Annotated in this window: 22 protein-coding genes and 1 other RNA gene; 7 read left to right on the top strand and 16 right to left on the bottom strand. The window is 71.5% G+C overall.

The genetic code is table 11. The features are described from left to right. The 7 genes from tolR to BKE38_RS05600 all read right to left on the bottom strand — a co-directional run. The coding region (gene tolR, locus BKE38_RS05630; protein WP_076956386.1) for a protein TolR at positions 1-436 on the bottom strand (436 nt) is incomplete at its 3' end. Positions 437-440: 4 nt separating this feature from the next. Next, positions 441-1157: a protein TolQ gene (tolQ, locus tag BKE38_RS05625; RefSeq protein WP_076956385.1), complete on the bottom strand. Its 717-nt coding sequence runs from the start codon at positions 1155-1157 to the stop codon at positions 441-443. A gap of 144 nt (positions 1158-1301) precedes the next feature. Further along, complete coding sequence (locus BKE38_RS05620) at positions 1302-1727, bottom strand: YbgC/FadM family acyl-CoA thioesterase (protein WP_076956384.1); 426 nt, start codon at positions 1725-1727, stop codon at positions 1302-1304. After that, positions 1724-2749: a Holliday junction branch migration DNA helicase RuvB gene (ruvB, locus tag BKE38_RS05615; RefSeq protein ID WP_076956383.1), complete on the bottom strand. Its 1026-nt coding sequence runs from the start codon at positions 2747-2749 to the stop codon at positions 1724-1726. Before ruvB ends, BKE38_RS05620 begins: the two co-directional genes overlap by 4 nt. Before the next feature lie 33 nt (positions 2750-2782). After that, on the bottom strand, positions 2783-3406 hold the full coding sequence (gene ruvA / locus BKE38_RS05610; protein ID WP_076956382.1) for a Holliday junction branch migration protein RuvA: 624 nt from the start codon (positions 3404-3406) through the stop codon (positions 2783-2785). Beyond that, positions 3403-3924 carry a crossover junction endodeoxyribonuclease RuvC gene (gene ruvC / locus BKE38_RS05605; RefSeq protein ID WP_076956381.1) on the bottom strand — a complete coding sequence of 174 codons (522 nt, stop codon included), beginning with the start codon at positions 3922-3924 and terminating at the stop codon, positions 3403-3405. Before ruvC ends, ruvA begins: the two co-directional genes overlap by 4 nt. Positions 3925-3926: 2 nt before the next feature. Next, complete coding sequence (locus BKE38_RS05600; protein ID WP_076956380.1) at positions 3927-4676, bottom strand: YebC/PmpR family DNA-binding transcriptional regulator; 750 nt, start codon at positions 4674-4676, stop codon at positions 3927-3929. Between the two features lie 174 nt (positions 4677-4850). On the opposite strand from BKE38_RS05600, the gene BKE38_RS05595 reads away from it, so the two are divergent. Both BKE38_RS05595 and BKE38_RS05590 read left to right on the top strand, forming a co-directional pair. Next, a complete protein-coding gene (locus tag BKE38_RS05595) occupies positions 4851-5471 on the top strand; it encodes an MSMEG_1061 family FMN-dependent PPOX-type flavoprotein (RefSeq protein WP_076956379.1) in 621 nt (206 codons plus the stop codon). Positions 5472-5572: 101 nt separating this feature from the next. Then, positions 5573-6145: a cytochrome b gene (locus BKE38_RS05590; RefSeq protein WP_242662222.1), complete on the top strand. Its 573-nt coding sequence runs from the start codon at positions 5573-5575 to the stop codon at positions 6143-6145. Positions 6146-6185: 40 nt separating this feature from the next. Here BKE38_RS05590 and BKE38_RS05585 read toward each other — a convergent pair whose 3' ends face one another. The 6 genes from BKE38_RS05585 to BKE38_RS05560 all read right to left on the bottom strand — a co-directional run bounded on the left by BKE38_RS05585 (position 6186) and on the right by BKE38_RS05560 (position 12282). Beyond that, the gene (locus BKE38_RS05585) at positions 6186-9959 is read right to left on the bottom strand and encodes an ExeM/NucH family extracellular endonuclease (RefSeq protein WP_076956377.1); all 3774 of its coding nucleotides are present in this window, start codon (positions 9957-9959) and stop codon (positions 6186-6188) included. Between the two features lie 138 nt (positions 9960-10097). After that, positions 10098-10919 (bottom strand): TIGR00282 family metallophosphoesterase, encoded by an 822-nt coding sequence (locus BKE38_RS05580; RefSeq protein ID WP_076956376.1) that lies wholly within the window; start codon positions 10917-10919, stop codon positions 10098-10100. A 4-nt stretch (positions 10920-10923) separates the two neighbouring features. Beyond that, a complete protein-coding gene (locus BKE38_RS05575; protein WP_367595339.1) occupies positions 10924-11514 on the bottom strand; it encodes a 5-formyltetrahydrofolate cyclo-ligase in 591 nt (196 codons plus the stop codon). Position 11515: 1 nt separating this feature from the next. Next, positions 11516-11670: non-coding RNA, 6S RNA (gene ssrS / locus BKE38_RS05570), on the bottom strand. A 10-nt stretch (positions 11671-11680) separates the two neighbouring features. Next, positions 11681-12010: a cell division protein ZapA gene (locus tag BKE38_RS05565; protein WP_076956374.1), complete on the bottom strand. Its 330-nt coding sequence runs from the start codon at positions 12008-12010 to the stop codon at positions 11681-11683. A 2-nt stretch (positions 12011-12012) separates the two neighbouring features. Next, a complete protein-coding gene (locus BKE38_RS05560; protein ID WP_131829493.1) occupies positions 12013-12282 on the bottom strand; it encodes a hypothetical protein in 270 nt (89 codons plus the stop codon). A 196-nt stretch (positions 12283-12478) separates the two neighbouring features. Here BKE38_RS05560 and BKE38_RS30685 point away from each other — a divergent pair, with 196 nt between their 5' ends. The 3 genes from BKE38_RS30685 to thiE are packed head-to-tail and all read left to right on the top strand — an operon-like array spanning position 12479 to position 14629. Next, positions 12479-12997, top strand: a complete 519-nt coding sequence (locus tag BKE38_RS30685; RefSeq protein ID WP_076956372.1) for a hypothetical protein — start codon at positions 12479-12481, stop codon at positions 12995-12997. Between the two features lie 37 nt (positions 12998-13034). Beyond that, positions 13035-13955 (top strand): class I fructose-bisphosphate aldolase, encoded by a 921-nt coding sequence (locus tag BKE38_RS05550; RefSeq protein WP_076956371.1) that lies wholly within the window; start codon positions 13035-13037, stop codon positions 13953-13955. Continuing rightward, positions 13955-14629 (top strand): thiamine phosphate synthase, encoded by a 675-nt coding sequence (thiE, locus tag BKE38_RS05545; RefSeq protein ID WP_076956370.1) that lies wholly within the window; start codon positions 13955-13957, stop codon positions 14627-14629. The genes BKE38_RS05550 and thiE overlap by 1 nt, the downstream gene beginning before the upstream one ends. Before the next feature lie 191 nt (positions 14630-14820). Here the strand turns inward: thiE and BKE38_RS05540 are convergent, their stop codons facing one another. Both BKE38_RS05540 and BKE38_RS05535 read right to left on the bottom strand, forming a co-directional pair. After that, positions 14821-16260: an ABC transporter substrate-binding protein gene (locus BKE38_RS05540; protein WP_076956369.1), complete on the bottom strand. Its 1440-nt coding sequence runs from the start codon at positions 16258-16260 to the stop codon at positions 14821-14823. A 2-nt stretch (positions 16261-16262) separates the two neighbouring features. Continuing rightward, on the bottom strand, positions 16263-16952 hold the full coding sequence (locus BKE38_RS05535) for a glutathione S-transferase family protein (RefSeq protein WP_076956368.1): 690 nt from the start codon (positions 16950-16952) through the stop codon (positions 16263-16265). A gap of 420 nt (positions 16953-17372) precedes the next feature. Here BKE38_RS05535 and BKE38_RS05530 point away from each other — a divergent pair, with 420 nt between their 5' ends. Further along, positions 17373-19736: a two-component system response regulator gene (locus BKE38_RS05530; protein WP_076956367.1), complete on the top strand. Its 2364-nt coding sequence runs from the start codon at positions 17373-17375 to the stop codon at positions 19734-19736. Positions 19737-19761: 25 nt separating this feature from the next. Further along, positions 19762-22431 carry a response regulator gene (locus BKE38_RS05525; RefSeq protein ID WP_083747313.1) on the top strand — a complete coding sequence of 890 codons (2670 nt, stop codon included), beginning with the start codon at positions 19762-19764 and terminating at the stop codon, positions 22429-22431. A 168-nt stretch (positions 22432-22599) separates the two neighbouring features. Here the strand turns inward: BKE38_RS05525 and BKE38_RS05520 are convergent. After that, positions 22600-23352 (bottom strand): crotonase/enoyl-CoA hydratase family protein (locus BKE38_RS05520; protein ID WP_106409135.1); only part of this gene is annotated, 753 nt, incomplete at its 5' end.

Here is a 23352-nt window from a genome sequence, read left to right as displayed (position 1 = left end):
CGCCGGAGGGCTGTTCGGCCAGGAGCGCCACCTTGGTGAAGCCGGCGGAGGAGACGGTGCCCATCACCTCCATCACCCGGCCGTAATTGATGCCGCGGTCGCCGCGCACGAAGATGCGGCGCTCCGGCGCGCCGGGCCGCTGCTCGCGCATGATCGCCTGGAGCTGGGCCACCAGGTTCTCGATCGGCACCTCGGTCTCCTGCAGGAAGATGCGGCCTTCCGCGTTGACCGAGATGGTCAGCGGCTCGGTCTCCTGGTTCAGCGCGCTGGCATTGGTCTTGGGCAGGTCGATCGGCACGCCGACCGTCATCAGCGGCGCCGCCACCATGAAGATGATCAGCAGCACCAGCATGACGTCGACCAGCGGCGTCACGTTGATCTCGGCCATGGCGCGGTAGCGGCCGCGGCCCTTGCCGCCTCCGGTCGACATGCCCATGGCGTCAGCCCCGCTCCTCGGCCTGGCGGGACAGGATGGCGCCGAACTCGGCGGCGAAGCCCTCCAGCCGCGCGGCGAAGCGCGCCAGGTCGGTGGTGATCTTGTTGTAGGCCAGCACCGCCGGGATGGCGGCGACCAGGCCGATGGCGGTGGCGAAGAGCGCCTCGGCGATGCCGGGGGCGACGACCGCCAGGTTGGTGTTCTGCATGCCGGCGATGGCCGAGAAGCTGTTCATGATGCCCCAGACCGTGCCGAACAGCCCGACGAAGGGGCCGACCGAGCCGACGGAGGCCAGGAACACCATCCAGCGCTCCATGCGGTCCATCTCGCGGGTGATGGCGACGTTCATGGCGCGCTCGGCGCGCTGCTGCATGCCGGCCAGCTGCACCGCGTCGGCCGGGCGGGTCGAGCTCCGCTCCCATTCCCGCATGGCGGCGCCGAAGACGGCGGCGATCGGGTGGGTCGGGCGCTCGCCCTCCTGCTGGTGCAGCGCCTCCAGGCTGCCGCCCGACCAGAAGCGGTCCTCGAAGGCGTCGGCCGCCTTGTTGGCACGGCGCAGCGTGGTGATCTTCTCGAAGACCACGGCCCAGACCCAGACGCTGGCCAGCAGCAGCCCGAGCATCACGGTCTTCACCACCCAGTCGGCCTGCAGGAACAGGCCCCAGAGCGACAGGTCGTGCGCCACTTGGCCGAGGTTGGACGCGGTCACGCTGTCACCCACGGCAATCTCCTCTTGTCACCCGCCCGGTCCCTGCCGGGGCGGCTTCGTCACGCAGAGGCCGGCCGGGCGCCCCGCAAAAGGCGTCCGCCGGCATTTGTCCCATCGCGCAGGCCAGCCCCCAGGGGAGACCCGCGAAAAACCGCCTCAGCCCGGCACGGCCGCCCGGAAGGCGGCGCGCCACGGCTCCGGCACCGCCACCGGCCGCATCCCGTCGGCGCGGACGCAGACCAGGCCGACCACCAGCCGCGCCTTGTACCCCCCCGCCTCGTCGCGGATGTCCTGGGCGAGCTCCACCGAGGCACCGCCGAAGCGCCGCAGGGCGGTTTCCACCACCAGCGATTCGTCGAGGCGCGCGGGCGCCACATACTCCACTTCAATGCGCCGCACCACGAGCATCGAAGCGTGACGTTCTATCATAACTTGATGCGGCAAGTTTATGGCACGCAAGGATTCTGTGCGCCCCCGCTCTGCCCAGCGCAGATAGCTCGCGTGATAGGCGATGGCGCCGGCATCGGTGTCCTCGAAATAGACACGGACCGGCCAGCGATGTGGCCAGGGGGACGCGGTCAAAGCCCGCCGCCCAGCAGGTCGGCCTGGCTGCCCGGCGGCGGGGACATGCCCAGATGCTTCCAGCCGAGGTCGCCCAGCACCCGGCCCCGCGGGGTGCGCAGCACGTAGCCTTCCTGGATCAGGAAAGGTTCCACGACTTCTTCCAGGGTGTCGCGACCCTCCGCAAGCGCCGCGGCCAGGGTCTCGACGCCGACCGGGCCGCCATGGTGGTGCTCGGCGATGCGGCGGAGATAGCGGCGGTCCATCTGGTCGAGGCCCTTGCTGTCGACCTCGAGCCGCAGCAGCGCGCCGTCGGCCATGGCGCGGTCGGCGGCATGGCCCGAGACGAGCGAAAAATCGCGCACCCGGCGCAGCAGGCGGCCGGCGATGCGGGGGGTGCCGCGCGAACGGTTGGCGATCTCCTCCGCCCCCTCCTCCGAGAGGGAAAAACCCAGCTTCTGGGCGCCGCGGCGGACGATCAGCAGCAATTCCTGGGGCGTGTAGAACTGCAGCCGCAGCGGGATGCCGAAACGGTCGCGCAAGGGGGTGGCCAGCAGCCCGGCCCGCGTCGTGGCGCCGACCAGGGTGAAGGGCGGCAGGTCGATGCGCACCGTGCGCGCCGCCGGCCCCTCGCCGATGATCAGATCCAGCTGGAAGTCCTCCATCGCCGGATAGAGGGTTTCCTCCAGCGCCGGCTGCAGCCGGTGGATCTCGTCGACGAAGAGCACGTCGCGCGGCTGCAGGTTGGTCAGGATGGCGGCCAGGTCCCCGGCCCGCTGCAGCACCGGGCCGGAGGTGGCGCGGAAGCCCACCCCCATCTCACGCGCGACGATCTGGGCCAGCGTCGTCTTGCCCAGGCCCGGCGGGCCGTGCAGCAGGACATGGTCCAGCGCCTCGCCGCGCGCCCTGGCCGCCTGGATGAAGATCGACAGGTTCTCGCGGAGAGACTTCTGGCCGGTGAAGTCGTCGAGGGTCTGCGGCCGCAGTGTGGCCTCGGCCGCATCCTCCTCGGTCCGGTGGGGATCGGCGATCCGCTCGCTCATCTCGTCAGTCCCGCGGCGCCGCGTTGAACAGGATCATCGGGGGGCGAGCTCCTTCAGGGCCTCGCGGATCAGCGGTTCCAGCTCCGCCCCCTCGCCCAGCCGCTTGGCGACACGGTTGACCGCGGCCGCCGCCTCGGGCCGCTTCCAGCCGAGGTTGGTCAGGGCCGAGATGGCATCGGCCTGGGCCTGGTCGGCCGGCGGCAGCTGGGCCGCAATGGCGACGGTGCCAGGCGAGACGCCGGGGCCGGTCGGCAGCGCGCCAACCTTTCCCTGGAGCTCGGCGACCAGCCGGGCGGCGAGCTTGGCCCCCACCCCAGGGGCGCGGCTGATGGCGCCCTTGTCGCCGGCGATGATCGCGCGGGCCAGGTCGGCGGGCGAGAGCGTGGAGAGCAGGCCCAGCGCCACCTTGGGGCCGACGCCCTGGATGGCGGTCAGCGTGCGGTACCAGTCGCGCTCGGTGGCATCGGCGAAGCCATAGAGCAGAATCGCGTCCTCGCGGACCACGGTCTCGATCAGCAGGGCGCCGAGGCCGGGCGCCGCCGGCAGGGCGGTGAGCGTCCGCGCCGAGCAGAACACCAGGTAGCCGACGCCGTTGACGTCGAAGATGCAGCCGCCCTCGAAGGCGCTGTCCAGCTTTCCGGTCAGCTTGCCGATCATCGGGCCGCCTGGCCTCCGAGACCCTGGGCCCTGGCCAGCATCATCCGGGTGCCACGGTGATGCGCGTGGCAGATCGCCACCGCCAGGGCGTCGGAGGCGTCGGCGCGCTTCAGGGTCGCGCCCGGCAGCAGGCGGCGCACCATCTCGGCCACCTGGATCTTGTCGGCATGGCCGGTGCCGACCACGGCGCGCTTGACCTCCATCGCCTGGTACTCGGCGACCGGCAGCCCGGCCATGGCAGGGGCCAGCAGCACCACGCCCCGCGCCTGGCCGAGCTTCAGCGCGGCGCCCGGGTTCTTGTTGACATAGGTGTGCTCGACCGCCGCCTCGTCCGGCTTCCAGATGTCCATCAGCGCGTTCAGGGCACGGTGGATCTGGCACAGCCGCTCGGCGAGCGACAGCTCGGTGGTGGTCGAGATCACCCCGTCGGCCACGTGCCGCAGCCGGCTGCCGGCGCTTTCCACCACGCCCCAGCCGGTGTGCTGCAGCCCGGGATCGAGGCCGAGCAGCAGGGCCATGCTCAGTCCGACAGCTTCTGCAGCACGGCGTCGGGCACCTCGAAATTGGCGGTGACCGTCTGCACGTCGTCATGCTCGTCCAGCACGTCGACCAGCTTCAGCACCGAGCGGGCCTGGTCCTCGTTCAGCTCGACGCTGACATTGGGGCGCCATTCGAGCTTGGCGCTCTCGGCCGGGCCGAATTTTTCTTCCAATGCGTCACGCACCGAAAAGAGGTCCTCGATGGCGGTGCGGACCTCGTGGCCGTCCTCCGTGCTCTCCACGTCGGCGGCCCCCGCCTCGATGGCGGCCTCCAGCATGGCATCGGCATCGGCGCTGGCCGCCGGGTAGCGGACCACGCCGGCGCGCTCGAACTGGAAGGAGACCGAGCCGGTCTCGCCCAGCGCGCCGCCATATTTGGAGAAGGCCGAGCGGATGTCCGAGGCGGTGCGGTTGCGGTTGTCGGTCAGCGTCTCGACGATGACGGCGACGCCGGCCGGGCCATAGCCCTCATAGCGGACCTCGACATAATCCTCGCCACCGGCCGCGCCGCTGGCCTTCTTGATGGCGCGGTCGATCGTGTCCTTGGTCATGTTGGCGACGCGCGCCGCCTGGACCGCCGAGCGCAGCCGCGGGTTGAAGGCGGGGTCCGGCAGGCCCTGCCGGGCGCTCACCGTGATCTCGCGGATCAGCTTGGCGAAGGCGCGGGCACGCTTGGCGTCCTGCGCACCCTTGCGGTGCATGATGTTCTTGAACTGGGAATGGCCGGCCACGCGCTCTCTCCGGGATTCTCATGATGTTCCGGGGTTGCCGTCCTATACCGCCGCCGCCCGGCCAAGGCGAGGGGCCAGCCGTCACAAGAATTTCCCGAAGGCGCCTCGGCAGCGTTGCCCGGGCCGGGCGGCGGCTTCTAGCATCGATCCCGCCACAGCCGTCGAGCCGCCGCCATGACCGCCGACCCGCATGCCGTGACCACCCCCGAGGCGCTGGCCGCCCTCTACGCCCCGCCGCGGGAGATGGTGCTGAAGAAGGTGGCCGACCGGATCGACCCGCGCACCGCCCGCTTCATCGCCGCCAGTCCCTTTTGTCTGCTATCGACCGCCGGGGCGCGAGGCCCGCATTGCACGCCGCGGGGCGACGCGCCCGGCTTCGTCCAGGTGGTGGACGAGAAGACGCTGCTGATCCCGGACCGGCGCGGCAACAACCGGATCGACGCACTGCGCGACATCATCGACAACCCGGCCCTCGCTTTGCTGTTCCTGCTGCCCGGCATGGGCGAGACGCTGCGCATCGGCGGCACCGGCCGGATCACCGCCGACCCGGCGCTGCGGGCACAGCATGCCGTGCAGGGCGCCGAGCCCGCGACGCTGCTGCTGGTCGAGGTCCAGGAGGTCTTCATGCAATGCGCCCGGGCCCTGGTGCGCTCCAAGCTCTGGGGCCAGCGCGACCGGCCGCCGGCCGAGGCCCCCACCGGCGGCGAGCTGCTGGAGGCGCATACCAAGGGCCTGCTCGACGCCCGGGAGTACGACACGGTGCTGGCGCCGAAATACAGCGGGATGCTCTATTAAGCGTCCCGCTTATGTTGCGTTGCGAAACGAGGGGGTGTTTCCCCTTCCCGCCCCGGCCTGCCACCGCCTAGATGACGGTCAGGCAACCGGACGGACAGATTTTGGCCCTTTCCTGGCGAGACACCCCTGAGCGCTACGGCCTGATCACCCGCGCCCTGCATTGGGGCATGGCGGGGGTCTTCGCCTGGCAATTCCTCGGCATGGCGCTGCGCAACCTGCTGGGGCGCGGGCCGGTGGCCGGCTTCTTCGTCAGCAGCCACACCGCCCTCGGCACCGTGCTTCTGCTGCTGGTGCTGCTGCGGGGGGCCTGGGGGCTCTACAACCGCCCGAGGCGCCCGCCGCATGGCCCCGGCTGGCTGGGCCGCGCCTCGGTCGCCGGCCATCTGGCGCTGTATGGGCTGATGCTGCTGGTGCCGAGCCTGGCGCTGCTGCGCGCCTATGGCTCCGGCCGCGCTTTTTCCCCGTTTGGCGTGCCGCTGTTCCCGGGCTTCCAGGGCGGGCCGATCGGCTGGATGACGGCGCCGGGCAATGCGGCGCATGGGCTGCTGGCCTGGGTGCTGCTGGCGCTGATCGCCGGGCATATCGTCATGGCGGTGGCGCATCGGGTGATCTGGCGCGACGACGTGCTGCAGCGGATGGCCGGGCGGGTGCGCCAGCCGGCCGCCGGCGAGTAAGCGGAAACGGGGGCCTTGCGGCCCCCGTCCCCGTTTCGGATCAAGCGAAAAGAAAATCGCCTTCGTTCAGCTGGCTGGCATTCATCCAGCGGATGGTCAGCACGTCGCCGGCGGTCAGGTTCAGCACGGTGTCGCCGCCGAATTGCGGCGATTCCACCATGCCCTCGGCCGCCTGCAGCTTGGCCCAGCTGTCGATGCCGCCCAGGACATCGGCGAAGTCGCGCAGGTCGATGCGGTCATTCTCCCAGGCGTTCATGCCCTCGACGAAGTCCCGGCCATCGCCCTGGCGGACGATGTAGAGGTCGTCGCCGGCGCCGCCGGACATGACGTCGCCATTGCCGGCGCCGCCCCAGAGGACGTCGTTGCCGTTGCCGCCGAACAGGGTGTCGCGGCCGGCGCCGCCTTCCAGCCAGTCGTCGCCATCGTCGCCGGTGATGAAGTCGGCGCCCGCGCCCCCCAGCACCCGGTCATTGCCCGAGCCAGCGTAAAGAAAATCGTCGCCGCCGCGGCCCATCAGCAGGTCATGCCCGGCGCCGCCGGCCATCGATTCGCCCGCCGCCGTGCCGTAGAGCATGTCGCTGCCCGGGGTGCCCCAATAGCCGCCCCATTGCGCCAGGTCCTGCACATGGGCGAAGCCCGGCAGGGTGACGGCGACCGAATCCTCGGCGCTGTTGACGCCATCGGAGACGGTGAGGTCGAAGCCGTCGGCGGCGCGGCGGCTGGCCGGGGCCAGATAGGCCAGGTCGCCGGCCTCGACATCGGCGCCGGTGAAGGTTTCGCCCGCCTCAAGCGCGCGGCCCTTCAGCCAGAGCTCGCCGGCCGGCGCAGCATCCAGGGTGAAGACCAGGTTGGCATAGGCGGTCCGGTCGTCGCTGGCGCCGATGACCGAGGCGTCCAGCACGGTCAGCCAGGTGCCGGCCGCCGGGGCGATGGCGCCGAGGTCGAGGGTCGGCGCCGCATTGGTGCCGCCCAGGTTCAGCCCGACCAGCAGCGGGTCATGGTCGGAGACGCGGACCGCCGCATCGGCGTCGAAGTAAGACGGATCGCGGCCGAAATCGAGGTTGTAGTCCAGCGCATCGGCCTCGTCGGCGTTGATGTGCCACTCGGTCGCGCCGGTGACCTGGGCGGCCAGGCTGGCGTTAGCGAGAATCTGGTCCAGCGACCCGGTCTGCCCGTCGAAGACGTAGGAATAGGCGCCGTCGATGCGGGTGGCCTGCAGATCCTCGAAGCCCTGGTCGATCAGATACTGGATCGGGGCTTCCTTGGCGTAGGAGTTCAGGTCGCCCAGGATCAGCACGTCGCCATCCTCGGAGCCGGTCGGGTTGCCGGCCAGCCAGGCGTCCAGCGCCTGGGCGGCGAGCTCGCGCTGGTGGTTCCAGCTGCCGGCGCCGTTCAGCTGGTCGGCATCCAGCCCCTCGCCGCTGCCGCCCTTCGACTTGAAATGGTTGACCGAGGCGGTGAAGGCCTCGCCGGTCGCCAGCTCCTCGAAGGTCACGGCCATGGCGGGGCGGCTGGCATTCTCGCCGTCGAAAATGCCGCCGGTGCTGCTCTGCGCCAGCAGGGCCGGGTCGACCTGGCTGTCATCGAGAAGGGCGACGCTGCTGCCCTCGGCGATGCGGACCTTGTCGGCACGGTAGATGAAGCCCACCGCGATCGCGTCGCCGCCGATATGCTGCTGGCCGGGATCGACCCAGGCCCATTCGCCTTCGCCGCCGGCCGCGTTCAGCGCCGCCACCAGCTTCTCCAGCGCGTTGCCCGGGGAGCCAGGAAGAAAATCGTTCTCCAACTCCATCAGGCCGAGCACATCGGCATCCATGGCCAGCAGGGTGTTCACCAGCTTGCCCAGCTGGCGGTCGTATTCCTCGGCCGAGTTGGCGCCGCGCGGCTCCTGGCCGTTGGCGATCAGGGCGCCGTTCTCGTCGAGCGTGGCGAAGAGGTTCAGCACGTTCAGGCTGCCGACGGTCAGGCGGCCGCCCAGCTCCGCCGGGGCGTCTTCCCGCGGATTGGCTGAAACAAACTCGTTGGCGCCGTCCTCGACCGCGCGCAGCCGCCAGGTGGCCTGGGAGGAGGAATTGCCGGCCCACTGATAGTCCAGCACGCCGGTCAGCCCGTCGACGGTGTCGCCCATGCGCGGGGCGTCGCCGGTGCCGTAGCCCTGGAAGCCGTCGAGCTGGCCGACCGGGTTGTTCTGGGTGTTCAGACCGTCGTCATAGGTGATCGAGCGGGCGGCGAGCTCGCGCAGATGCGCGTCATAGCCGGCGACGTCGGGGGCATTCCCCTGGGTGAACTGCTCCGCGCGCTCGCCGGCGGTCAGCACCACCTCGTTGAAGCGGTCCAGGTTGAACTGTTCCGTCAGGGTCATGGTCTGCTTGACGCGGACCAGCATGCCTTCATAGGCCTCGAGATCGGCCTGGTAGCCGCCATCCTGCGACGTGGTGACGCCCGCCGCCGGCAGGTCGATCTCCACCGCCATGGTGTTGACGTCGGCGGCGGCGCCGGCCTCCACCACCTCGATGGCGCTGGCGGTCAGCTGGGTCTGGCCGAAATACTCGCTGATCACGCCGGTGACGCGGACCTTGTCGCCCAGCGCCACGTCGCCCGCCAACGCGCCCTGGAAGATGTAGAGCCCCTCGGAGGTGGCGGCGTCGCCATCCTGGTCGCCGAGCTCCTCCTGCAGGTAGAAGCCGCCCATGCTGCGGGTGGTGTCGGCGTCGCCGTTCTGGAAGTCGCCGACGACGATGGCCTCCACGGTCACGGTGCGGCCGACCATGCCGGAGGCCGCGCCGCTGCCCTGCACGGCGCTGATTTTTTCGACGTTGATGTCATCGTTGCGGATCACGCCCTCGGCCGAGGCGGCGGCGCCGAGGGTCAGGCCCTCGCTGGGATCGGACAGGGTGACGGCGAAGGTTTCGTCCGCCTCGGTCGCCGCGTCGCCGGCGACCTCGATGGTCACCGTGGCGCTGGTCTCGCCCTCGGCGAAGGCGACGGTGCCGGTGGGCAGCGTGGCCCCGAAGTCATCGGCATCGGCGGTGCCGGCGACGACGCGATAGGCGACGGAGCCCGCGCCCTCGCCGCTGCTGCGGGTGACGGTGAAGGTGAATGCGGTGGTGGCGCCGGCCTCGCCCTCGGGCTTATCGGCGTCCAGCGCGGCGATGGAGACCGTCACGCCCGCCGGCGGCTCAGCCTCGCCGCCAGCACTGACCACGATGTCGTCGATGCCGACCCATTCGTCGTTGCCGGCGGCATTGGCGGTGATGACGCGCAGCTGCAGCGCGGCCTGGCCCTCGGCCTCCGGCGGCAGGGTGACGCTGACCGGGGTCACCAGCGTCGCGGTGCCGGGCGCGGTGGCGTCGGCGATGTAGCCGCCCTCGACATTCTGCCAGGTGCCGGTGTCGCCGATGCGCCACTGCACGGCGATCGGCTGCACGGCGTCATCGGCCGAGCCGTCCAGGTCGCGCGCGTTGAACGAGAAAGAAACGTCAGAGACACCCGTGGTGTCCAGATACAGCACCAGATAGGGCGCATCGGCGCTGCCCGACCCGTTCAGCGCGATGGTCGGATTGGCCAGCGCGAATTCGGCGACGCCGCCGCTGGACAGGGTGTTCGGGTTCGCCTGGTCGGCGATGACGTCCAGCGTCGGGCTGCTGCCGGTGATGCTGCGCGGGTCGGTGCCGGTGGCGGCGGTCAGCTCCTCGCCCAGGAAGCCCTGGATCGACGGGACATTCGACCAGTCGTCATTGGTCGTGATCAGCCCGGCATCGCTCCAGTCCTGGCGGAAGCTGCCCTCGCGCAGGCGGAAATAGGTGGCGGTCATCGGCGTCCCCGGTCTTGGGCCGGGCGGCGGCGCCCGGCATCACAGGGCGCTTCTGGCAAAAGCGCCCTGCCCGCGTCCGGGAAGCTTCGGTTAAACGGGCCGTAACCCGATCAGAACTCCGCCGTCAGAAATCCGCCATCAAAAATCAGGAAAGGCCTGGGAGAGCAGCCCGCCCTGCCGCACCGGGGCCACCCGCAGCGCCAGGCCGGTGGTGTCGTCCGTCTCGACGAAGAGGCCCGACAGGCTGGCCGTGCCCTCGGCCGGGGCCAGCTTCTCGCCCGGCACCTTCTTCCAGAAGCGCAGCGCGGCCGGGCCCTTCTGCATGCCGATGACGCTGTCATAGTCGCCGCACATCCCGGCATCGGTCTGGTAGGCGGTGCCGTTCTCCAGGATGCGGTAATCGGCGCTGGGGACATGGGTATGGGTGCCCACCACCACGCTGACCCGCCCGTCGAAGCTATGCGCGAAGGACATCTTCTCCGACGTCGCCTCGGCATGGATGTCGACCAAAATGGCCTGGACGCTGCCGCCGGCGCCGAGCTTGTGTTTCGCCAGCTCCGCCTGGGCGCCGCGGAAGGGGTCGTCCAGCGGCTCCATGAACAGGCGCCCCATGACGTTCATCACCAGCGCCTTGCGGCCGCCGGGCACGTCAACCACCGTCGCGCCGCGGCCCGGGGTGCCGGGCGGATAGTTCAGCGGGCGGATCAGCCGCGGCTCGCCGTCGATATAGCCGACCAGCTCCTTGCGGTCCCAGCTGTGGTTGCCCAGCGTCAGCACGTCGGCGCCGGCGGCCAGGAAGGCGCGCACCATGTCGGGCGAGACGCCGAAGCCATGGCTGGCATTCTCGGCATTGACCACCACCAGGTCGGCGCGCAGGCGGGCGCGCAGCGCCGGCAGGCCGCCGGTCAGGGCGTCGCGGCCGGCACGGCCGACCACATCGCCCAGGAACAGGATACGCAAGGGATCAGGACCTTTCGGTAGGGATAAAGCCCGCCTCGGTGGCGATGCCGAACAGAGGGAAATCATGGGCGCCGGTCGGCACCTGCGCCACTTCCTGCGCCGCGAAGGCGACGCCGATGCCCCGCGCCCCCGGCAGCCCGGCCAGGGTCCGGTCGTAATAGCCGCCGCCATAGCCCAGCCGCGCCCCGGTCCGGTCGAAGGCCAGCAGTGGCACCAGCAGCCAGTTGGGAGCAACGACCTCGCCGCCGGCCGGGATCGATGTGCCGAAGCGCCCCGGCACCAGCGCCTCGCCGAAGCGCCAGGCGCGGAATTCCAGCGGCTTTCCCCGCGGTGGCGTCACCGGCAGGGCCAGCGCGTGGCCCAGAGCATCCAGGCGGCGGAGAACCGGCAGAACATCGATCTCGGCGCCCATCGGCCAGAAGCCGCCGATGATGGCGCCGGGCGGCGGCGGGCAGGCGGCCAGGATGATCTCGGCCAGGGCCTCGCCGGCGCCGGCCGGGTCCAGCGTGCCGCGCGCCAGAAGCGCCGATTGCCGCAGCGCGGCCTTGGCGGCGGCAAGCTGCGGCGGGTCCTCGGCAAGGGCGGGTGGGATCAAGTGCGGAGCCACCATGGCCGTTGGCGTATTATCCTCCTAAGGCCTGCGTTAGCAGGTGGGCACCAGATAGCCGGACCAAGATCCGGCCAGAGCCAGCTCCCGGAGGATGCTTATTGGCCCCAGGGATAAGTTGCCTGACGCACCTGGCAGCTCCGCGACCCTTCATTTAGGGCTGGTCGAGCGTCGCCGCAATGCCCTCGATCTGCTCCGCCAGCCGCCCCAGCCGCTCGGCCAGCAGCGGGTCGATCTCCGGCGCCGCGCCCGGCGGGGCGGCCTTGGCGCGGGAGAGGTCGACGCGCAGGTCGTGGATCTCGTCCGCCAGCAGCAGCGAGGCCAGCAGCAGCAGCCGGCTCTCGCCGAACTGGCCGCCCATGGCGCGGATCGAGGCGACGCGGCGGTCGACCTCGGCCGCCAGCGCGATCAGATGCGCTTCCTGTCCGTCCTCGCAGGAGACGGGATGGGTGTAGCCGCCGACGCGAACCGTGACCTGACCCAAGCTCAGCTCCCCTTATTGTCGTCGCCGGGCTCGTCCTCGCCCGGCTCGTCGTCATGTGGCGGGGCCGATTCGGCGCCCTCGATCTCGGCCAGCGCGCCGCGCAACCGGGACAGCGTCTCGTCCAGCCGCGCCGACAGCGCCGCCACCGCTTCCGGCGGCACGCCGGCAGGCGCGGCCTCGGAAGGGGCCGGCTGTCGCGCCAGGGCCGTCGCCAGGCGGCCGACCGCCCGCTCCAGCCGGGCGGTGGCCTCGCTCACCGCATCGCTGCTCATGCTCTCGCCTTCGCTCGCGCCGTAGGAATTCATGTCATCAGGCTTTACGCGGCGGGCGCGGCCAGGGTCAACGTATGGTCGGCAATGGATCGCAGATCGGCCAAGGCTTTGGGGACATCAGTGAATGGAAGACCGCAGCGAAGCGGCATCGTGGCCGGTGTGCCTGCCCGAGGCTGGGCCTTCACGAATCCGCGGGGTGGAGGTGCGCGACGCTGCCGATGCGGTCCTCGCCCTGCAGGTGGCGCGCGATCTGGGGCTGGAAGGGCCGGTGACGCTGGTCTCGCCGCCGGGGGCCGCCGCCTGGCTGGGGGCGCCGCTGTTCCTGGCGACCATCGCCGCGGCGCGGCAGCAGGTGCCCGGCATCGAGGTCTTCGCCGTGCTGGACTGCGGCGCCGCGCCGGGCCTGGCGCTGGCGGCGCTGACGGAAGGCGGGCTTGGCGCCGTGGTGCTGGCCCCCTGCCCCGGCTTCGAGGCGGTGCGCGGCGCCGCGGCCGAGGCCGGCCTGCCGCTTTGGCCCGCCCCGCCCCCATGCCTGCGGCTGCAGCCCCGTGAGCGGAAGCCTGGCCGCATTGGTCCCGCTGGCTGCGCTGGGCGAGAAAACGGCCCGGATGACGCAATTGCGGCAAAAGTTGCACGAAAAACCGGGCTGGAGGCCAAAAAAATGGCCGATTGGTGGGCTAGCGCTCCAGGTGACAGTACCGGCCGCCTCGGCTAAAGCCGGTGCAACCCCGCCGCAACGGAAGGACGGACCTATGAAGCTGACGCGCCGCGTTAAGGAAATCCTCTCCTGGTATGAGAGCGACAACCCCGGCACCAAGGCGAATCTCGCCCGCATCCTGATGGAAGGCAAGCTCGGCGGCACCGGTCGCCTGGTGATCCTGCCGGTCGATCAGGGCTTCGAGCACGGTCCGGCCCGCAGCTTCGCGCCGAACCCCGCCGCCTATGACCCGCGCTACCACTTCGAGCTGGCGATCGAGGCGGGACTCTCCGCCTATGCCGCGCCGCTCGGCATGATCGAGGCGGGGGCCGCGACCTATGCCGGCGCCATCCCGACCATCCTGAAGGTCAACAGCTCGAACTCGCTGTCGACCACCAAGGACCAGGCGGTGACCGGCACCGTCGCCGACGCGCTGCGCCTCGGCTGCTCGGCCATCGGCTTCACCATCTACCCGGGCTCGGAATTCCAGTTCGAGCTGATGGAAGAGCTGCGCGAGCTGTCGGAAGAGGCCAAGGCCTCCGGCCTCGCCGTCGTCGTGTGGTCCTATCCGCGCGGCCCGAACCTGGACAAGACCGCCGAGACGGCGCTCGACATCTGCGCCTATGCCGCGCACATGGCGGCGCTGCTGGGCGCGCACATCATCAAGGTGAAGCCGCCGACCGAGGCGATCAGCCTCGAGGCCGCGAAGAAGACATACGAGAAGAACCCGGTCGACGCCTCGACCCTGGCGCTGCGCATCAAGCACATCACCGACGCCTGCTTCGGCGGCCGTCGCCTGGTCGTCTTCTCGGGCGGCGAGGCCGGCACGGCCGAGGCGATGGTCGAAATGGCGCGCGGCATCCACCAGGGTGGCGGCAACGGCTCGATCATCGGCCGCAACACCTTCCAGCGCCCCAAGGCGGAAGCGCTGAAGCTGCTGTCCGACATCATCGCCGTCTACAAGTCGGCCGGCTGATGCCACGCTCCGCCAAGCCGGCGGAGGAGCAGGGCGGCAACCGGGAAACCGGCTGCCGCCTTTATCTCGTCACGCCCCCCGCGCTGGAGCCGGCCAGGTTTGCCGACATCCTGGCCGCAGCGCTCGATGCCGGCGACGTCGCCGCCGTGCAGCTGCGCCTGAAGGACCTGTCCGACGACGCGCTCCGCCGGGCGATCGACGTGCTGCGCCCCGTGGCGCAGGCGCGCGACGTGGCCTTCCTGCTGAACGACCGCGCCGATCTGGCGAAGAAGACCGGCTGCGACGGCGCCCATCTCGGCCAGACGGATGGCGATCACGCGGCCGCCCGCAAGCTGCTGGGCCCGGACATGATGCTGGGCATCACCTGCCACGCCAGCCGCCACCTGGCGATGGAAGCCGGCGAGCTCGGTGCCGACTACGTGGCCTTCGGCGCCTTCTTCCCGACCAGCACCAAGACCGTCGAGCATCATGCCGAGCCGGAGATCCTGGCCTGGTGGACCGAGATGTTCGAAGTGCCGTCGGTGGCCATCGGCGGCATCAACGCGACGAACTGCGCCCCGCTGGTCCAGGCCGGCGCCGACTTCCTGGCGGTGGTGGGAGCGGTGTGGAACCACCCCGACGGGCCTGCAGCGGGGGTCCGGGCGATGAACGAGGCGATCGCGGCAGCTTCTTAGGAGAAGCCTTGGAGGCCAGGGGACGTGGCCCGGCCCTGCCGCGGCGCGACCTTCACGGTGGCGCTGTTTTGGTCTCCGGCGTCCCGCTGTCATGCCCTGGCGAGGATGCCGGTGATGCGCAGGTCCCTGAACGGCCGGTGATCAGAAAAAAGATGGGGGTTCGGGGGAATTCATTCCCCCGACCTTTCTCCTCATCCTTCCCTCCCCGCCTTCCTTCTCTCCCATTCCTCCGCCAGCCGCGTTCCCCAGGAGGGATGCGGCTCCGGCAGGGACGCGCCGAGGGCCGCGTTGCTCAGCGTCGCGACCCCTGCGGGCAGGCTTTCGAAGCGCTGGCGGTCGGCGGGGTCCAGCCGGTCCAGATCCAGGATGGTCGGGCTGCCCAGCACCGCCGGATCCTGGGCCTCGGCCTGGGCTTCGGGCGACAGGAAGAAGTTCGCCACCACCATCGCGGCCTCCGGCTGGCCCGACTGTTCGGGGATGCCGAGGAAGGAAGCGCTGCCGATGCTGCCGCGGGTCGGCACGTAGGAGCGGATGGTGTCGCGCAGCAGGCCGGCGGCGATGGCCACCGAGGCCTCGGCCGGGCTCAGCGAGATGCCGAGGTCGAGCTCACCCTGCTGCAGCAGGCGCCCCTGGGCAGGGGCGTCCTCGGGGAAGCGGCGGCCCTGCTGCCACAGATGGGGGCGCAGCGTCCCGTACCATTCCCAGAGCGGCGCGGTGACCAGGGTGAAGTTCTCGTCCGAGGCCGGCTTGGCCAGCACCGCCTCATGCGGCACCATCTCGTAGAGGGCCTGCTTCAGGAAGGCGGCGCCGAGCGGGTCGCGCGGCTGCGGATGGGTCAGGCGGCCGGGATGGGTGCGGGCCCAGTCGGGCATGGCCAGCATCGACAGCGGCGGATGCGGCACCCTGGCGCTGTCGTAGAGGAAGACCGCCTGGGCCAGGCGCCAGGGAACGGCGCGGCCTTCGACCGGAAGGGTGAAGTCGGTGACGGTGCCCGGCTTGCCCTCGGCATCGACCAGGCGGAAGTTCGGCAGCGCCTGCGCCACGGCGCGCAGTCCGCTGCGCTGCGCCGCGGTCAGCACATGCGGGCCGTTGAACCAGAACAGGTCGAGCGGCGGCTCGGGGGCGCGGGCGGCCGGGGCCTCGCCGTCGCCGGGGGCCTCCGCGCCGGGAGCGGCCTCGGGCGCGGCTTCCGGGGCCGGCGGCTCCGACACGGCAGGCTGGGCAGCGCCAGTGTGGGCAGCGCCAGGGTGGGCAGCGCCAGGCTGGGCAGCGCCAGGCTCGGCAGCGGTCGGTTGGGCAGCGGCAGGCTGGGCGGCAGCGGGCGGGTCGAGCCGGGCCAGCAGCGCCGCGATGTCGGTCACCCGCACATGCACCAGGGTGATGTCGTGCAGCACGCGCAGCCGGGCGGCGGCCCAGGCGATATAGGCGTTGGTCGGCTCGTCCCCGGCCCAGGCGTGGAAATGCACCACCTGGCCGCGGGCGCGCTGGACCAGGGCCTCCCAGGGGTCGCTGGCCTGGGCCAGGGCGTAGAAGCCGCTCTGCGCCGCCGCCGGTGGCCGCGCCGCCAGCGCGCCGAGCAGCGTGCCGCCCAGCAGCACGGCCTGGCGACGGGGGAGCGGAGGGCGCGGCATGCTCAGTCGGCGTCGCAGTGGGGCGCCGCCCGGGCCAGCCCGCCGAACAGGTCCAGCATGCGGTCGCGCCAGCCGCGCAGCGGGTCCTCGCGCTCCAGCAGCGGCAGGCTGGAGACGCAGCGCGCCCATTGCAGGCTGCCGAAGACGGCATAGTCGCCGTAGTCCGGCTGGTCGCCGCCCAGGAAGGGCTGCGCCCGGACCAGGGCACGCAGCGGCGCCAGGCTGGCGCGGAAGCCGGGCAGCCGGGCCTCGCGCCCGTCGGTCACGGCTTCCAGCGTCATGCCGAAGCGGGCCTCGCGGCTGGTGCGAAAATACTCGCGGTGCTCGGGCATCAGCCAGGCCGGGATGTCGCTGACGATCAGCCGGCTGAGCTGGGTGTTCAGCGTGGTGTCGGCCCAGGACACGACGAAGCGGCTGGCGGCGGGCTTGCCCGGGAACAGCGGGCGGTCCGGATAGGCCGCCTCCAGATAGGTGGCGATCGCCCAGGAATCGGTCACCACCGTCTCGCCGTCGACCAGCACCGGCACCTTGTCCTGGCCGGAAAAGGCGAGCGACTGGCCTTCGGTGAAGCGCCAGGGCCGGCAATCGGCCTCCAGGCCCTTGTGGGCGAGCGCCATGCGGATGCGCCAGCAATAGGGGCTGAAGCGGCGGGCCGGGTCGGCGCCGGCGAGCTCGTAGAGGATGCGTCCCATGGCGGTCAGCCGCGCGATGCCGACGGGAGGGGGCGGCAGGACAGGTCGGTCACGGGGCTTCTCCTTCCGCGCAGTCGGGGATCGGGGCCAGGATGGCGCCGCTCCGGACGCTACAGACCCCCCTGCCCCGCGGCAAGCCGAGCAGGCCGGTTCCGCAACGAGGCCTTGAGCTTGGCCGGGCTTCGGCGCAGCTGCTTGCCATGCGGCGCGCGGCGCCCAGCCATGAGCGGCTTGCCGTGCAAGTTTTGCCGTGCGAGGCGGCCCCGTGCAGGGCGACAAGCACCCCCCGAACGTGCAACCTTAGGAAATTCGCCGAAAGGCGCCCGTGTTCACCCCCCAGCCCGGCCCTGGCCCCCCCGCCTTGGCTGGATCAATCCCCCCGGCGTCTCTTGGGGCGTCTCTATCCGTGCGCGGAGCGATATGGCTACGATCCTGATCCTGGACGACAGGACGACCAACCGAGACATTTTCGCCCGGCTGGCGCTGTCGCTGGACAAGGACGTCCATGTCCAGGCCTTCGGCGATCCGCATGAGGCGCTGCGCTGGCTCGGCCAGAACAGCGTCGACCTGGTGGTCACCGATTTCCGCATGCCCGAGATGGACGGGGCCGAGTTCACCCGCCGCCTGCGCGGGCTGAAGCCGGCCGGCAGCGGCGCCGCCTCGGTGGTGGACGTGCCGGTGATCGTCATCACCGCCTACAACGACCGCGCCTATCGGATGCGGGCGCTCGAGGCGGGCGCGACCGACTTCCTGCTGAGCCCGGTCGATCATTACGAATTTCTAACCAGAGCCCGCAACCTTCTGCGCATGCGCTGGCAGCAGCAGGTGATCGAGCGCCGCGCCGAGTCGCTCGAGCAGGAGCTGGAGCACACCGCCCGCAGCCACGAGGAGCTGCTGCGCGACAGCCGCGCGGCGCTGGCCCAGGTCATCGACACCGTGCCGGCGATGATCAGCGCCGCCGACCGCCAGGGCCGCTGCGTCTTCGTCAACGCCGCCCAGGCCAGCTTCGTCGGCCAGCCGCCCGACACCCTGGTCGGCCACGACATCGAGCGGCTGTTCGGGCATGAGCGGGCGCTGCGCTCCCGCGCCCTGGACCAGCTGGTCTTCGAGACCGGCATGGCCCTGCCCGGCCGCGAAGAGGAGACCACCTCCCCCGAAGGCCTGCCGCGCATTTTCGTCACCACCAAGGCGCCGCTGCACAATGCCCGTGGCGAGGTGGTCTCGGTGCTGACCACCTCGCTGGAGATCACCGACCGCAAGCTGGCGGAGCGGCGCCTCGGCCACATGGCGCATCACGACGCGCTGACCGGCCTGCCCAACCGCGCCTTCCTGCGCGACCGGCTCCGACGCGAGCTCGCCCGCGGCCGGCGCGGCGACCATGTCTTCGCGCTGCTGTTCCTCGACCTCGACCGCTTCAAGGCGGTGAACGATGCGCTCGGCCACCACCTCGGCGACGAGCTGCTGCGGGCGGTCGCCCAGCGGCTGAAGGCCACGGTGCGCGAGGACGACATCGTCGCCCGCCTCGGCGGCGACGAATTCGCCATCGTGCAGACCGGCATCAACGGCGCCGAGGAGGCCGATGCGCTGGCCGGCCGGGTCATCGCCGCGCTGTCCGAGCCGGTGGTCTGCGAGGGCCACAGCCTGTCGGCGGGTGCGAGCATCGGCATCACCCTCTATCCGCGCGACGGCACCGATCCGGACGAGCTGCTGCGCAACGCCGACCTGGCCATGTACCGGGCCAAGGCCGAGGGCCGGAACGCCTGGCGCTTCTTCGCCGCCGCCATGGATGCCCGGGCGCGCGAGGCGATGCAGATCGAGGCCGACCTGCGCGCCGGCCTGGCGCGCGGCGAGTTCGTGCTGCACTACCAGCCGCAGATCGACCTGCGCACCAACCGCATCACCGGGGCCGAGGCGCTGCTGCGCTGGCGCCGTTCCGGCCAGCGCCTCTCCACCCCCGGCACCTTCCTGGCCATTGCCGAGGAGACCGGGCTGATCGTCCCCATCAACGAATGGGTGCTGCTGGAGGCCTGCCGCCAGGCCGCCGCCTGGCGCGAGGCCGGGCTGCCGCCGGTCTGCATGGGCGTCAACCTCTCGCCAGTGCAGTTCCGCCGCCAGGATGTCCAGGCGCTGGTGATGCGGGTGCTGGAGGAGACCGGCCTGCCGCCCGACCTGCTCGACCTCGAGCTGACCGAGGGCATCCTGATGGACCAGGCGCCGGAGACCGTCGCCGGGCTGCAGGCGCTGCGCGCGCTCGGCATCCGCATCTCGGTCGATGATTTCGGCACCGGCTATTCCTCGCTGAACTACGTGAAGAGCTTCCCCGTCGACCGGCTGAAGATCGACCAGTCCTTCGTCCGCGGCATGACCAGCGAGCCGAACGACGCCGCCATCGTCCGCACCATCGTCGAGCTCGGCCACATGCTGCGGCTGCAGGTGATCGCCGAGGGCGTGGAGACCGAGGCGCAGCTGGCGCGGCTGAAGAGCGAGGGCTGCGACGAGGTGCAGGGCTTCTATTTCAGCGAGGCGGTGCCGGCCGAGGCCTTCGCCCAGCTGCTGCGCCAGCCCCAGGCCCGCCCGCGCGTCGAGCGCGAGGTGGTGGTGCCGCTGGACCGCGGGACCGAGGAGCCGCCGCCCCCCGTGCTGCCGCCGGAACTGTCCGGTTCCCCGCTTCTCCCCTTGCCCGCCGCGCCACCCTCGGGCAAGCCAGCCGCCCGGGTTATCGGTAACGCGACCGAATCGAATCCGCCGGCGACGCGCCCCGCCGCCGCCGGATCCGGAGACTGAGCATGCGCGGGGCTTCGAGCGGCACATGAACCCAGACGGCCCCCCCGCCGGTCCGATGCCGGACGGCCCGCCTCCCGGCGCCCCGGGCGCGACCATCCCCGCCACGGCGCCGCGGCGCCCCGGGCGGCTGGCCGCGGCCCTGGCCAGATCCTGGCGCTTCCTGCTGCACCGGCTGCGCAGCCGGCCGGACAGCGAGCACGAGATGAGCCTGAACCGGCTCGTCTTCGGCGGCGGCGTGCTGCTGGCGGTGCTGGCCTCAGGCGGCAGCCAGGAAGCCCTGCTCAGCATGGCGGCCTTCTTCACGCTGGCGATCGGCGTGCTGGTCCACATCCTGGTCTCTCCCGGCGTCAATGCCGGGCGCCGGCTGTTCGCCGTGCTGCTGGATTGCGGCTTCACCTCCTGGCAGCTGCATCTGGGCGGCGAGCCGGTGGCGGCCTTCTTCCCGATCTATCTCTGGGTGGTCTTCGGCAACGGCTTCCGCTTCGGCCTGCCGGCGCTGCGCATCGCCATGCTGGCGGCGCTGGCCGGCTTCGGCGTGGTGATCGCCACCACCGAGTTCTGGCAGCAGACCCTGCATCTGGCGGTGGGGCTGTGGATCGGCCTGCTGATCCTGCCGCTCTATGCCGGCACGCTGATCCGCAAGCTGAACACGGCGCGCCAGCAGGCCGAGGCCGCCAACAGCGCCAAGTCGCTGTTCCTGGCCAGCGTCAGCCACGAGCTGCGCACCCCGCTGAACGCCATCATCGGCATGGGCGGGCTGCTGCGCGGGACGAAGCTGGATGGCGAGCAGCAGGAGATGGCGCGCACCGTCGACAGCGCCGCCCGCTCGCTGCTGGCCCTGATCGACGACATCCTGAACCTGTCCCGCATCGAGGCGGGGCGGATGCCGAGCGAGACGGTGGCCTTCGACACCGCCGAGCTGCTGGTCGAGCTGCGCGCCCTGCTGGCGGCGCAGTGCCGCGACAAGGGGCTGCATTTCCACCTGCACGTCACGCCCCGCACCCCCGCCTGGCTGCGCGGCGACCGCCGCCACCTGCTGGAGGTGCTGCTGAACCTCGCCGGCAACGCGGTGAAGTTCACCGCCGAGGGCAGCGTGACGGTGGCGCTCGACGCCGTGCCCACCGGTCCTGGCCGGCTGCGGCTGACGGCCGAGATATCGGACACCGGCATCGGCATCGCCGAGGAGGCGCAGGAGCGCATCTTCGAGAACTTCACCCAGGCCGACAGCTCGATCATCAACCGCTTCGGCGGCACCGGCCTCGGCCTCGGCATCTGTCGCCAGCTGGTCGGGCTGATGGGCGGCAGCATCGGCGTCCGCTCGGCGCTCGGCCTCGGCAGTACCTTTTTCTTCGATATCCGGGTCGAGGCGGTGGTCGACGCTCCCGTCGCCTCGCTGGAGGGCGTGACGCTGGTGCTGATGGACGGCGCGCCGATCCGCGCCGCGGCCCTGGCCGAGCGGCTGGGCGCCCTCGGCCTGGTGACCCGCCCGGCGGCGACGCCAGAGGCGGCGCTCGATCTGCTGCGCGGCCAGCCGCCCGGCCAGGCGCTGCTGCTGGCCCATGCCGGCGCCCTGTCCGAGCTCAGCGCCGTGCTGCCCGACGAGCTGCCCTATGCCCGGCTGCTGCTGGGCGGCCAGGCGGCCGGCCTGCCGCCGCTGACCTTGCGTCGCGCCAGCGCCCTGCTGCTGCCCGAGGCGGCCGAGGGCGCCGAGCTCGCCGCCGGCCTGCGCCTGGCGCTGGGCATCGCCCCGGGCCGCGGCCTGTCGGGCGAGGTGGCCGAGCCCGTCCCCGCCCCGATGCCGGCCATGCCCGGCGCGCCGGCGGCGGCGACCCCGCCCCTGCTCGCCGCGCCGGCTGGCAGAAAACTGCGGGTGCTGGTGGCCGATGACAGCCGGGTCAACCAGCGCGTCTTCGCCAAGATCCTGGAGACCGCCGGGCACGAGGTCTGCCTGGCCGAGAATGGCGACGCCGCCCTCGACCTGCTGGAGCGCGAGGCGGAAGGCCTCGACCTGGTGCTGATGGACGTCAACATGCCGGAGATGGACGGCATCGAGGCGACCAAGATGTTCCGCGTCATGGCGCTGGGCCAGCCGCATCTGCCGATCCTGGCGCTGACCGCCGACGCCACCGAGGACTCCGCCCGCCGCTGCCGCGAGGCCGGCATGGACGGCCATGTCACCAAGCCGGTGCAGCCCGAGGCCCTGCTGCGCATCGTGGCCGAGGCGGCGCGCGACCCGCTGCCCGGTGCCGCCCGCGCGCCGCTGCCCAGCGCCGCGCCGCCGGAGGAGGAAGCGCCGGGCGTCGCCGACATCGCCTCCCATCCGCGCTTCCGTCCGACCCAGCCGGCCATCGACCCGGAGACGGTGGAAAACCTCCGCCAGCTTGGCGGCGACGAGTTCCTGGCGGGGCTGGCCGCCGACTTCCTGGCCGATGCCGCCGGCCTGATCGAGCTGCTCGGCCAGGCGGCGGCGGCCGGGGAGCATGCCCGCTTCCAGGCCGAGGCGCATGCGCTGCGCAGCTCGGCGGCCAATATCGGCGCCATCGGGCTGACGCGGCTCTGCGGCGAATGGCGCAAGCTGACGCGCGACGAGCTGCTGCGCGAAGCGCCCGAGCTGCTGTCCCGGGCGCGGGCCGAGCTGGAACGCACCCGCCGCGCCCTGCTGCCGGAGGCCGGCAGCCAGAGCCACCGCGGCTGAGCCGGTCTTCGGCCCAGCCGTGGATGGTTCCGTTCGCGCTGTCTGGGATCATGCCACCCACCTTGCCGGGCGCCCTTGCCGAGCGCCCCTTCCTCCCGCCACGGCCCTCTGCCGGGCAGCCAGGGCCTTTTGCCCCGGCTGACACGGCGTGAAGCGTCGTCATCGGCGTCACTCGGCGGCGACAGCCACGCCCGGGGAGGCGATGCCGGCCAGGCGCTTCTCCTGCGCCGCGACCAGGCGGCCCATCTTCTTCAGGTCGGCCTCGCCCAGATTCATCGCCGCATCGGCCCACATCTCGACCACCTCGCGCAGCTCGTCGAGCGAGACGCCGTTCACCCGGCGACGCGCGCGGTACATGGTCAGGTGCGCGTTGTGCTTGCGGCCGTGCCGGGCGATGTAGTCGCGCGCCACCATCTCGCCCTCGCCGTCCTCGGCCAGCACGTCGACCACGCCCATCGCGTGCAGCTCCTCGGCGGTGTGGATGCGGCCCGACAGGATCAGCGCCTCGGCCTTCGCCCGGTCGATGCGGCGCGAGAGGAAGCTGTAGGCGCCCATGCCGGGGAACATGTTGAACAGGATCTCCGGCAGGCCGATCTTGGCCGAGCGCTCGGCGACGATCAGGTCGAAGGACAGCGCGTGTTCGAAGCCGCCACCCAGCGCGTCGCCCTGGACCAGGGCCATGGTGACGATCGGCAGGTCGAAGGCGACGTGGTTGCGGTGGATCGCCTCGACCGCGACATGGCCGTAGCGCACCAGCGAGGCATGGTCGCGCGAGCGGATGCGCTCGCCGAAATGCGCCAGATCCCCGCCCAGATTGTAGATGCCCGGCACGGCGGAGGCCATGACGAACCAGTCGGCCGGGCGCTGCTGCCCGGCGGCCGCCGCGGCGGCGAAGGCGCTGGTGACGTGGTGCTGCATGGC

It is taken from the genome of Teichococcus deserti, assembly GCF_001982615.1.
Lineage (GTDB): Bacteria > Pseudomonadota > Alphaproteobacteria > Acetobacterales > Acetobacteraceae > Pseudoroseomonas > Pseudoroseomonas deserti.
This window is presented reverse-complemented; position numbering and strand designations above follow the sequence as displayed.